Here is an 11,889-nt window from a genome sequence, read left to right on the forward strand (position 1 = left end):
CATGAGCGTATCCAGCATGGCCGGTATCCAGCTTGTTGAAGCCAAACAGATTGATGTGTTCAGTCCATTCGATGGTCGCCTGGTGGGAAGCGTCCCTTGCCTGGATGCAACCGCTGTTCCTGGCTTGCTGGCGCGCGCGCGAATTGGCGTGCGTGAGAGTGCAGCAATGCCTCGTCACCTTCGTGCACGTATCCTTGAGGAGGCGGCCCGGCGCGTAGAGCTTGAGACTGAAGCGTTTGCCAAACTCATTGTTGCAGAGGCGGGGAAGACGCTGCGACAAGCGGAGAAGGAAGTGAAGCGTTGTGTGAACACGCTGAAGCTATCGGCGCAAGAGGCTCGTCGTAACGCCGGGGAAGTGATTCCATTTGGGGCTTATGAAGGATCGGAGTCGCGTCAAGGCTGGTTCACGCGGGAACCGTTGGGGCTGATTGTCGCGATCACCCCCTACAACGACCCGCTGAACTTGGTCGCCCATAAACTTGGCCCGGCCATCGCCGGTGGTAATGCGGTGATCCTGAAGCCCTCAGAACTGGCACCGTTGTCTGCGCTCAAGCTGGTTGAGTGCTTGGTGAGATCAGGTCTTCCACCCTCTGTGGTTACCCCGGCTACGGGTGGCGTCGACTTGGGTAAAGCATTGGTGGAGGTGCGCGAAGTTCGGATGGTTTCCTTTACGGGTGGTTTTGCCACCGGTGAGGCCATTGCTCGTAGTGCAGGGTTGAAGAAGCTGGCCATGGATCTGGGAGGAAACGCCCCGGTTCTTGTGCTTGAAGATTGCGACCTCGAGCCGACCGTGGAGGCCTGTGTGTCGGGTGCTTTTTGGGCCGCAGGGCAGAATTGCATCGGCACTCAACGCATCTTGGTAGATCGTTCAATTTATGAGGACTTCCGTGAGCGTTTTGTCCGCCAGGCGCGTGCATTGGTGCTCGGCGACCCTGATCAGCGAGCAACGGATGTGGGCCCGATGATTACGGAACAGGCGGCGCGTCGCACCGAACAATGGGTGAGTGAAGCGCTGGCCGAGGGCGCTGTTCTTCTGTGCGGACACCATCGCGAAGCGGGAAGCTATGCGCCGACCGTGCTGGAGCGCGTCAGCCATGACAGTCGGATTTGGCAGCAGGAAGTCTTCGCACCGGTTGTTATCCTGGAGCCTTTTGACCACCTGGATGAGGCTGTTGCTCTGGCCAACGCTCCGGAGTACAGCTTGCATGCGGGGCTCTTCACACGTGATCTTTCCAAGGCGTTGAAATTGGCGCGGCAAATTCAAGCCGGTGGCGTGATGATTAATGACTCTTCCGATTATCGTTTTGATGCCATGCCTTTCGGGGGGTTCAAGTACGGAAGTTTGGGGCGTGAAGGGGTTCGATTTGCGTATGAGGACATGACGCAGCCTAAAGTGGTGTGCATCAATGAAATGGGTTGAGCCGTCAACGTATTGATAGCTTTTTTAGCACAATAGAAGAGGAGGCAGCTAAGGTCTGCCTCCTCGATCAACCTATCGCTCACTTCAAACTCGGATAGGATCCACTTTTTCGACGTCGATCTGCATATCGGCCAGTGCCTTGGCCACCACTTCTCGGCCGAGTACACCTTCATCCGCCAATGCCTTCAATGCTGCCAACACCACAAACTGGCGATCGACCTCGAAGTGGCGGCGTAACGCTTCACGGGTATCCGATTGTCCGAAGCCATCTGTGCCCAACGCGACGAACTTTCGGTTCCCGATCCAGGGGCGGATCTGATCGGCGTGGATCTTCATGTAGTCCGTCGCGATCACTACCGGGCCTGCATGTCCCTCAAGCACTTGCGTCAAATACGGAACTCTTGGTTCTTCCATCGGATGGAGCAGGTTCCACCGTTCGACCTGCTGTGCTTCCCGCCGCACTTCGGTGAGGCTGGTGGCACTCCAGATCTCGCTGCTCACGCCATAATCACTGGCCAGGATTTGCGCGGCGGCAATAACTTCTAGAAGAATCGAACCACTGCCCATGAGTTGAACATGGCGATCCTTGTTGGCCTCACGTTCGATAGGTAACCGGTATAGGCCCTTGAGGATACCTTGCTCGGTGCCTTCGGGCAGGTCTGGGTGCGGGTAGTTCTCGTTGAGCACGGTGATGTAGTAATAGACATCTTCCTGCTCGACGTACATGCGGCGCATGCCGTCGTGCACGATAACCGCGAGTTCATAGGCATAGGTGGGATCGTAGGAGACGCAGCACGGTACTGTTGCCGACATGACGTGGCTATGCCCATCGTCGTGTTGAAGGCCTTCACCCATCAGGGTAGTCCGCCCTGACGTGGCGCCCAGCAGGAAGCCCCTGGCTCGTGCATCACCGGCAGCCCAGAGCAAATCGCCGACTCGTTGGAAGCCGAACATCGAGTAAAAGATGTAGAACGGCAAGGTCATTACGCCATGGTTGGCATATGAGGTGCTCGCTGCGATCCAGGACGATGTCGCCCCCGACTCGTTGAGGCCTTCTTGCATGATCTGTCCGTCAACACTCTCTCTGTAGTAGGACAGCGTACCGGCATCCTGAGGGGTATAGAGCTGGCCCACGTGGGAGTGGATGCCGATCTGACGAAACAGGCTTTCCATGCCGAAGGTGCGCGACTCGTCTGGCACGATGGGTACAACGAGTCGTCCTATATTGGGGTCCTTTAGAAGTGTTCCCAGAATACGCACGAAGGCCATGGTGGTTGAGATCGAACGTTCGCCGGTACTCTTGAGTTGCCCCTCCAGCGCCGATAGCGGTGGGATCTGCAGCGGCTCCACCTGAGCATGCCGGGCTGGAATATGCCCCCCCAGACTTGCACGACGAGCGCGAAGGTACCGGGCTTCAACACTGTCTTCGTCCGGGCGTAGGTAAGGCAGTTCGCCTACCTGGTCATCGGTCAGTTCCAGGCCAAACCGATCACGAAATGCCTTGACTGCATCGGCGCCCATCTTCTTCAACTGGTGGTTGATGTTTTGACCTTCTCCAGCCTCGCCCATCCCAAAGCCCTTCACCGTTTTAGCCAGGATCACGGTGGGGCGACCAGTATGCCGTGCCGCAGCGGCGTAGGCGTTGTAGACCTTGACCGGATCGTGCCCGCCACGGGCAAGTTTCCAAATCTGGTCATCCGTCATGTCGCTGACCAGTTCCAGCAACTCGGGGTATTTGCCGAAGAAATGCTCGCGGACGTAGGCGCCGTTCTGCGACTTGTAGGTCTGATACTCGCCATCGACGCACTCCATCATGCGTTGACGAAGCAAACCAGACTTGTCCTTGGCCAGCAGCTCGTCCCAGCCACCGCCCCAGATGACCTTGATCACGTTCCAGCCTGCGGCACGGTATAGGCTCTCAAACTCCTGAATTACCTTGCTGTTGCCGCGTACCGGCCCGTCGAGGCGCTGAAGGTTGCAGTTCACCACGAAGATGATGTTGTCGAGCTTTTCTCTCCCCGCGAGGGAGATGGCGGCAAGGGATTCTGGCTGATCCATCTCACCATCACCCAGAAATGCCCAGACCTTGCGACCTTGGTGCTCCTTGAGCCCGCGGTTCTCCAGGTAACGCATGAAGCGCGCCTGATAAGCCGCGGTGATTGGCCCAAGGCCCATGGAAACTGTTGGGAATTGCCAGAACTCGGGCATCAACCGAGGGTGGGGGTAGGACGACACACCATCGCGATCGGTTTCGCGACGGAAGTTATCCAGTTGTTCTTCGCTCAGGCGCCCCTCGGTGAAGGCCCGCCCGTAAATCCCTGGGGCCGAGTGGCCTTGGATGTAGACCAGGTCGCCGGCAAAGGTCTCGGTACGTCCGCGGAAAAAATGGTCGAAACCGACATCGTAGAGAACGGCAGCAGAGGCGTAGGTTGCGATGTGGCCACCGACCCCAGAATGCTTTCCGGCGCGGAGTACCATAGTCAGAGCATTCCAGCGGATGTATGCATTGAGGCGCTTCTCAATGTCAAGGTCGCCGGGGTAGGGCAACTCGCGGTCTGGAGGAATGCTGTTCACATAGGGGGTAGTGACTCGACCGTGAAAGTCTCCATGGATGGAAACATCGAAATCGAGCAGTTGGTCGATCAGGAAGTGGGCCCTGGGGCGGCCTTCAGCCTCAACGACCGATGCAATCGAGTCAATCCATTCGCGGGTTTCTTGTGGATCCTCGTCGCGAATCTGGTAGCTCTGTGCCATCGGTACATCTCCTTGATGTGTCATCAGCCGGTCGTTGTTCAACCCGCTCATTTGTTGCATTTGCAATTGAATCTAGCGCCATTCGCGCTATGATTGCAACTGCAATTAAACCTTGGTTCTGGAGATTTCATGACCATCCCTTCGCCAGACCTCTGGTACAACTTCATTCGCGCTCACCGCTGCCTGATCAGGGAAATCGAACATCGCCTGGCCGACGAGAAACTGCCGCCATATGCCTGGTACGACGCGCTCTGGGGGATCGAAAGCGGGCAAGATGGGGCTCGTCGAATGAACGAACTCGCCGACGTTTTGGCCATTGAACGTTACAACCTCACGCGTCTTGTGGACCGCCTGGAAAAAGAAGGTTTTGTTGTGCGTGAAAAATCACTTGAGGATGGTCGCGGAGCCATCGCGAGGATCACGGACACAGGGCGAGATCTTCGTAAACGGATGTGGAAGGTCTACAAGTGTGCTGTGGAGGAGCTTTTTCTAGTGGAATTCGATGAGGAGCAGAGGCGAATGTTCGCGGCGGCACTCGAAAATGCCAGCCGCAATACTCGTCAATTCCAGAAGACTCCTCAGCCCAGACGGTAGCGCCTAATTGCCTCCCCGACCGCTGAGGTGCAAATGTCGTCCTCAGTTGCCAGGGCACGCAGGGCTGTCGCTACAATCCAGTGTCGGCCCAGGTGCTGACCCGGTTCAAGGCTGTCGGCACCTAATGCGGTGAACGGAGCGGTAACATGTGAGCCCAACTGAGCGGCGACGAATTCTGCGTACCCCGTGACTGCAACGATCGGCGTATCGGAGCCGTTAAGGCAGTTCTGGAGGTGATGGCTCGACTGGGGTTCGCCTCGGCTAAGCCACTTCAATCGAGAGTGCTTGTCCGCGTCTCGGGCAAGTTTGGTATAGCTAGGGCAACTCCACACTTCGGCAGCGATTCCCCAGTCAATACGAAGTATTTCCGCGGCGGCTCGCACTTCTCGCAACATGAGTCCTGCTCCAAGGAGCCTAATCTGCTGCGCGCCCGAGATAGGTTTGTCCAGACGATACATCCCCAGGTATGCCTGTGTGCTATCGCAGGCAAGTCCATCTCCTGGTTCGTCGTGCAGCGTGATGTAGCAAAAGCCGGGCGCGCCTTCAACATACAACTCATGAAGCGCCCCCGTCAGGATTGCCTTGGTTTCATCGCTGCAGGCTGGGTCGAATGGGGTGCATTGTCGGTTGGATGCCAACCACAATGGCAGCCAGGGATGAGCACCTTTTGCCCATCGCGAGGGAGAGGATTCGATGTCGTTGAGGATAATACCGCGTTGCGCCGTCTGCGACGTGAGCATGGAAACGTGTGCAGATGTCGTAGACTGAGTCATGTAGAACAGGGGACGCTCATCATTACGGGCCTGCTCGCTGAACCATAGCGGCCATGCGCTGATTGCAGTCCCGCCCAGTTTGTCGTGGGGGCGATCGTTAATCATCCAGAATTGGCTACTGGTGGTGCCGTCACCCTCCAGCCGCTTGATCAAATCGACAACGGTGAAGAGGGGAGAGCTTTGAGTGCCTACCCCCTCGGTGTTGCTTCGTTCAATGCGCCTGATGCACGCCTGCGCCGCCGAGCCGGTTCTGGCGGTACGATGTAAACGAAGATTATCCATCCATGAAACTCCTTTGACTGTCTTGCGAGAGGCCATAGGGATAATGCAGACTGGTTGCAAATGCAACCAGAAGGATGGAGCCTTTGATGAGTACTGCCTTGTTACACCTCTTTACAGCCGATACGCCGAACGGCCAAAAAATCTCGATTGCGCTCGAAGAACTGGGACTGAATTACCTGCAGATCAACGTTGATCTAGCCAACGGTGAACAGAAAACGCCGGATTTTCTCGCGCGCAATCCGAACGGAAAAATCCCGGTTCTGGTCGACCATCGCCACGCGAATACGCTGTTTGAATCGGCCGTGATCCTTGCATACCTGGCTGAGCAGAATGGGGCGCTGGGTGGGGAGGGCGTGGTGGACAAGCTTGTGATCCAGCAATGGTTGAGCTTCCAGATTGCCAGTGTCGGGCCGATGCTCGGACAGCTCTGGTGGTTTCGTCATGGCACCACGACAACCAACGAACAGGCCCTGGATCGTTATCGCCGAGAGTCATTGCGGTTATACGGGGTTGTTGAAGGCGAGCTCTCCAAGCGTGATTACATCGCTGGAGACAGCTACACCATCGCCGATATCGCCCTTTTTACCTGGCTGCGTACCTACGAGGAGCTGGGCTTGGACATTGCTCCGTTCCCTGCGGTACGCGCGTGGTTGGAGAGGCTGGCGAAACGACCGGCCGTTAAGAGGGGGCTTGCAAAATCCCGTCAAGAAGCGTGAAGACTAATTAGCCGGACTCCAATAGAAAAGAAGATGTTGATCATGCCCATCAACGCTCCACTTCTCATCAGACCGGGCCAGGATCCCAACCTGGCCACCCTGATTGAGCATCTACCCTCTGAAATCGATTACCCATTTACTTACGCCACAATAGACAAACGCACACTTGGCCTATCAAATTTCCTCTCAAGTTTTCCTTTGGCATGGCAACAACAATACTGCGGCAAGGCTCTTCATCGTGTTGATCCAGTCGTCACCTATGGCATCGAGAGCGTTGCGCCATTCACTTGGGCTGAAGCCTTCAGGCGCAAGCCCATAGAGGGGCAAAGTGCTTTTGAAGAACTGACTCGTGAATTTTCCCTGCGGGACGGGTACGCCTTCGTCGTCCATGATCCGCAGCAACGAATGGGGCTCTTGAGCCTATTCAATCGCGAGCAAAGTCCTCACTTCCACTATCAGATCCAGCTCATCAAGGGCGCTCTGCAGTTAGCGCTGGTTGCGTTTCATAGCAACATAAACTCGGGCGCCTGCGCGCTGAGTACGACGGATCAGCCCCTCACTGTTCGGGAGCATGCAATCTTGGGATGGGTGGCACTGGGCAAGTCCTACAGCGAGATCGCCTGCATCTGTGATATCCGCGTTCGAACAGTGAAGTTTCACATGGCTAACGTCGTTCGTAAGCTCGATGTTCATACTGCCAAACAAGCAGTTTTCGAGGCCTCTCGACTAGGACTTGCGTGAGCGATTAGTCATGCACCTTCTCATTGGGTGCAACCAACCGGGCTGCCAGTGCAGCCCCTCTCCTGCACCTAGGGACAGTTACGGGAATAGGAAGAAAACAGAATGATTGGGGGGCTGCATCGGCCACTAACCCTAGACGAAGGATTTCCTTATGACCTTTTCAGTCCTGCCAGCCACCCCCCGTGAAGCCCGTGTTCTAGAAGACATTACGCAACACGAAATTTCAGCGCTGAAGACCCGTCATAACCTCGCAGATGCCCATACGCATCAGAATCAAAGCAGCAGCCAAGCGGCGATTGTCCGAAAACTTCCCCAGTTGTGGTATCGCGCGCAAAGCCTGACGCAATATGAGAGCGAGCAAGCGTTCATCAAAGCGTTTTATCAGTTCCACGGGCAGCACCATGCTCTTGAGCGCAGCGATGAGATCTACCTTGTTTACGCGGCCTCTGTCGCTATGCACATCACCGCGACTTTCCTGCGCAAGCACAACATGAGTGTCGGTCTGATCGAGCCCTGCTTTGACAATCTTCACGACTTACTCAAGCACATGGAAGTCCCGATGACTCCGCTTCCAGAGGCCATCCTGGCTGATCCCACACAGGTTTACCGTCTGCTTGAGCAACATGCGTCAACACTCGACGCGATCTTTCTGGTCGACCCTAACAACCCAACCGGCACATCGATGTTCGCAGACGGTCCGGAGACATTTGTAGAAGTCGCCAGGTACTGCCGGGATCACAAGAAGATTCTGATCCTCGACTTCTGCTTTGCCTCGTTCTTGAAGGTGGCTGGCCGCAAGCGCGTCGATGCCTACGCGATCCTCGATGAGATTGGCACCGACTACCTGGTGATGGAGGACACTGGCAAGACGTGGCCACTTCAGGATACCAAGTGCGCCACATTGATGAGCAGTCCGCGATTGAACGCCGAGATCTACAGCATCGTCACCAGCGTACTGCTGAACGTCTCGCCATTTATCCTTCAAGTGGTCACTGAATACATAAACGACAGCGAGGCCGATGGCTTTGCCTCTGTTCGGGATGTGCTCCAAACCAATCGAAAAACGGCACGCGATTATCTGGACGGCACGATGCTGCGTTATATCGAGCCTGCAATCGAGACTAGCGTCGCCTGGTTCGAGATCCAGCGTGATGACCTCTCCGGCGACGATCTCCAGGCCTACTTACTGGAACACCAAGCTTATGTGCTTCCAGGGCGCTATTTCTTCTGGAGCAACCCAGAGCTTGGGCGATCTTACATTCGCCTTGCCTTAGCTCGTGACCCTGGTGCGTTTGAGGACGCTTTGCAAGTCATCCGTCAAGCGTTGGAGGCTTACGATGCTTAAGGGGACACCGATTATCGATGCGACCGTTTTTATGGGAATGCACCATGACGATGAGGTGATCCGGACACGATCACTTGCATTCTTCACCCATCGCTACGACAGCCAAGTACGCATGAGCTTCAGTCAAATCGGCATTTGCGATGCCATCATCTGGAAGAAGGAGCGCGAGCTTCAGGATGTGTACTACCCATTCATGGACGTTTTGCATTCGGACATGAACATTCTGCGCTCGGGGTACAGCGACGCCGTATTGAAACGTGCGGCGCACAGTCCAGAGTTATCTGCTCTACCCCCGGAAAAACGACTGCAAGCAGCACAGGTACTTGAGGGGGCCGGCCTGTTCTACACCCATGACGTCGAGTATCACAGTTGCATGGCCTTGAAGCCGTACTTGGCCACCTTCGATGATCCGGCGCCACCTCAAGATTACGTGGCCTCACCGTCGCATCTGATCTCGTTCGATAGCCCGCCGCGCGCCAAACGTTTTCCATCCGAGCTGCAAAAGCTGTACGACGTATCCCTCGCGTTAACGATTACAGATGAGGACTTTCAACATGTCTAAACACCACGTGCTCGTCCCCATCGTGACGCCGCTCGACTCGAATGGAAATGTCTGCCGTCAAAGCGTGAAGCGGCTCATGCATGCGTGTAAGCCATTAGTCGACGGATTCATTCCGTGCCTCACGTCAGGTGAGGGGTGGAATTTATCCTGCCAGCAATGGACTGACATGCTGCGTTACACCCTCGAATTTGCAGATGAGGCGCACCGTGTGGTGGTAGGAATCGAACGCCCAACTACCCGGGAGGTGATGGAGCGCGCCGAACTGGCTCACACCATGGGTGCCAAGGAGATCATGCTGACTTCTCCGTTCGGGGATGGAGTCACCCAGCAGCAGATTCTGGAGCATTACCAGGCAGTACACGACAGTTCGCCTCTGGACCTTATGGTGTACAACGAAGCGGCCTTGTCGGGTAACGAAAAAAGCTTCGAGACACTGCTGGACATCGCCCGCATGGAGCGAGTGACCGGGCTTAAAGACTCTCCGAGTCAGGCTCGGACGCAGGCCCAAATCAATATGATTCGGCAAGAGGGCGTTGACTACTTCATCGGGTGGGAGCATCAACTCGCAGGTGACCTGGTGAGTGACGGAAATGTTGTCTCGCTGGCTAACCTGGAGCCGGCACTTTGTCGAGTTGCCTGCCGCGCACGCCAGCCTGAAATCGCAGACCTGGTGAGTAGGCTGAACGAGAAGTTCTCATTGGGTGAAGATGACTGGTATGCACATGTAAAGCGGGAGCTCGTCGCCCGCGGCATGCTGAGCTCAGCGGTCACTACTCAGGAGCGGGCCCAATGACCTGTTCACAAAAGTTATTGTTCCGCGCAAATCGTGCGTTGATCGAAAACCTCCAGCCAATCCCTGATGCGCTGCTGAGTTTCGAGCAGCAGTGGATTGAACGTTCGATTAGCGAAAGCATGACGCAACAGCAGCCGGGCAGCCTGAGCGAGTTGCGCAGAATGCTTGAAGCGCTCATTGAACAGGAGAGGGGTGAGGAGCCGCCGACAGCGCGCTATGTTGCACAGGAGATGACATTGGACGAGTTCAAGATCCTCGTTCAAGAGTTCGCCCTTGATGGATTAACCGAGGCCCAAGTTTTTTATCACCTCATGCCGCGTTTGAACCTGGAAGCTCAGATGCCGATGCTTCGCATGATGATTGATGAATTTGGATCGGGAAACATTCAGCGCTCGCATACGTCTCTTTATAAGGGGCTGCTGAAGGAGCTGGGTATGCCCACCGACCTGGAAAGCCATATCCAGGCGAACGCTGAAGCAGGGTGCTCATTCCCTAATATGTTCTGCTGGCTCACAATGCGGGCTGATGATCCCTCTTATTTCGCCGGGGTCATTACCTATTTCGAGACGGTGGTCCCTTTCTTTTTCAGCTGCTACACAACGCTATGTGACCGTCTCGGGATCAAAGCGCACACCTACTACAGCGAGCATGTTCACATTGATGTCTTTCATGCGCTGGAAGGGCAACGGTTGCTTAAAGCCATGGATAACGATCGTAAGCTTGATTACAGAAAGGCCTGGCAAGGCATCTGCATGGGGCGGTTGATCACCAACAACGCTTTCGACCAAGCCGTGTATAAAGCGCAAGCGAGCAAGGTGGCAGAGGGGGCAGCTCATGCTTGACGAGGGTGAAATCGCGCTCAGGCCTCCTACCTTCGTGGTTCAGGTAGGACATGATGAGTACGAGGTGCAAAGCCTGTGTCCGCATCGCGAAGGGTGGTTGGAGCACGGTAGCGTCAACCAACATCGACGCACCATCACGTGCCCGCTGCATTTTTCAGTATTCAGCTTGGAGACTGGCGCGCAGCTTAGCGGCCCACCTTGCGGTAATCTCTCTTGTCGAAAAATAACGTAATGTAAAAAGCCAGCTGGGAGACGCACGGTGCGTTTCCCGGTTTGGGTGCTGATTTCACCACCTATTCCTTTATCGCTTCGCGAACGTGGGTGGGAGCCTCGATCCCTAGAGCTACAGATGGTTGTCTGGGCGGGTTGGGTTTTCGTAGATCTGCATTAATGCTCCAGTCGCGAAATGACCGGAAATTCATAACCATATGATTTAATTGATTAAAAATGCTTTCTGTGAAAAATCACCGCACTTTTTCCGGGAATTTCCGGTGAAGAAAGCAAATGTTACGGGAGTGTCCGCTCATTAATTTTCCTGTTTTCGGGAATGTCCGCTGATTAATTCAGAGAGTTCTACTGTTCCATGCCATCTTCGACACCGATGAAGTCGGCCGGCCGACCATGCGTTATATCGACCAATTCGTTCAGCCGGAAAACTTCGAAGAGGGCACCTGGTTGTACGCGCTCGGCGAGTCACTGGAAAACAGCGATGCCAAGTTGTCCGTGCCAGTCGCTGTTGGTTCATTCCTGCTGATCAACAATCTGTTCTGGCTGCACGGCCGTGATCGCTTCATTGCGCACCCGGGCCTGCGTCGTGAGTTGATGCGTCAACGTGGTTACATCAGCTATCCCAAGCTGGCGCATCAGCACGGGCAAAGCGCCAACTGAACCGGCGCGGGGGCGCAGGCGCCCCCGTTTACCCCCGGCATCATCGGCATGTCCACCGCCATGCAATGGGGCGGGGCGGGTGACGCTGCGCTCATCCAGCAAGGCATCCTTTCTAGGATCGATGATAGCAACGTCACAATAGCGATCGGGGTGCGTATAGGGTAATACTTAATTGAACT

At 55.5% G+C, this 11,889-nt stretch carries 11 protein-coding genes and 1 pseudogene; 10 read left to right on the top strand and 2 right to left on the bottom strand.

The window, feature by feature from the left end; genetic code table 11:
- Window position 1: 1 nt before the first annotated feature.
- Window positions 2–1,420 (top strand): aldehyde dehydrogenase family protein, encoded by a 1,419-nt coding sequence (locus tag M5B43_RS12950; RefSeq protein ID WP_248750485.1) that lies wholly within the window; start codon window positions 2–4, stop codon window positions 1,418–1,420.
- 84 nt (window positions 1,421–1,504) lie between these two features.
- Here M5B43_RS12950 and aceE read toward each other — a convergent pair whose 3' ends face one another.
- On the bottom strand, window positions 1,505–4,174 hold the full coding sequence (gene aceE / locus M5B43_RS12955; protein ID WP_248750486.1) for a pyruvate dehydrogenase (acetyl-transferring), homodimeric type: 2,670 nt from the start codon (window positions 4,172–4,174) through the stop codon (window positions 1,505–1,507).
- 129 nt (window positions 4,175–4,303) lie between these two features.
- Here aceE and M5B43_RS12960 point away from each other — a divergent pair, with 129 nt between their 5' ends.
- A complete protein-coding gene (locus tag M5B43_RS12960) occupies window positions 4,304–4,768 on the top strand; it encodes a MarR family winged helix-turn-helix transcriptional regulator (RefSeq protein ID WP_248750487.1) in 465 nt (154 codons plus the stop codon).
- Here M5B43_RS12960 and M5B43_RS12965 read toward each other — a convergent pair.
- Complete coding sequence (locus M5B43_RS12965) at window positions 4,753–5,823, bottom strand: pyruvate dehydrogenase (protein ID WP_248750488.1); 1,071 nt, start codon at window positions 5,821–5,823, stop codon at window positions 4,753–4,755. The two genes, M5B43_RS12960 and M5B43_RS12965, sit on opposite strands and share 16 nt — an antisense overlap.
- An 86-nt stretch (window positions 5,824–5,909) precedes the next feature.
- Between M5B43_RS12965 and M5B43_RS12970 the strand changes: the two genes are divergently transcribed.
- From M5B43_RS12970 to M5B43_RS13005, 8 genes and pseudogenes are all read left to right on the top strand, one after another.
- Entirely contained in the window at window positions 5,910–6,539 is a 630-nt protein-coding gene (locus M5B43_RS12970) for a glutathione binding-like protein (protein ID WP_248750489.1), read from the top strand.
- A gap of 42 nt (window positions 6,540–6,581) precedes the next feature.
- Window positions 6,582–7,280: a LuxR family transcriptional regulator gene (locus tag M5B43_RS12975; protein ID WP_248750490.1), complete on the top strand. Its 699-nt coding sequence runs from the start codon at window positions 6,582–6,584 to the stop codon at window positions 7,278–7,280.
- 151 nt (window positions 7,281–7,431) lie between these two features.
- Window positions 7,432–8,625, top strand: a complete 1,194-nt coding sequence (locus M5B43_RS12980) for an aminotransferase class I/II-fold pyridoxal phosphate-dependent enzyme (RefSeq protein WP_248750491.1) — start codon at window positions 7,432–7,434, stop codon at window positions 8,623–8,625.
- Window positions 8,618–9,187, top strand: a complete 570-nt coding sequence (locus tag M5B43_RS12985) for a DUF6190 family protein (protein WP_248750492.1) — start codon at window positions 8,618–8,620, stop codon at window positions 9,185–9,187. Before M5B43_RS12980 ends, M5B43_RS12985 begins: the two co-directional genes overlap by 8 nt.
- Window positions 9,180–9,980, top strand: a complete 801-nt coding sequence (locus M5B43_RS12990) for a dihydrodipicolinate synthase family protein (protein ID WP_248750493.1) — start codon at window positions 9,180–9,182, stop codon at window positions 9,978–9,980. Before M5B43_RS12985 ends, M5B43_RS12990 begins: the two co-directional genes overlap by 8 nt.
- Complete coding sequence (locus tag M5B43_RS12995) at window positions 9,977–10,822, top strand: iron-containing redox enzyme family protein (RefSeq protein WP_248750494.1); 846 nt, start codon at window positions 9,977–9,979, stop codon at window positions 10,820–10,822. The genes M5B43_RS12990 and M5B43_RS12995 overlap by 4 nt, the downstream gene beginning before the upstream one ends.
- A complete protein-coding gene (locus tag M5B43_RS13000; protein ID WP_248750495.1) occupies window positions 10,815–11,054 on the top strand; it encodes a Rieske 2Fe-2S domain-containing protein in 240 nt (79 codons plus the stop codon). The genes M5B43_RS12995 and M5B43_RS13000 overlap by 8 nt, the downstream gene beginning before the upstream one ends.
- A gap of 347 nt (window positions 11,055–11,401) precedes the next feature.
- A pseudogene (locus tag M5B43_RS13005) lies at window positions 11,402–11,710 on the top strand (carbon starvation induced protein CsiD); the annotation flags it as partial.
- Window positions 11,711–11,889 lie beyond the last annotated feature (179 nt).

Origin of the sequence: Pseudomonas sp. MWU15-20650, assembly GCF_023242475.1 — a bacterium.
Lineage (GTDB): Bacteria > Pseudomonadota > Gammaproteobacteria > Pseudomonadales > Pseudomonadaceae > Aquipseudomonas.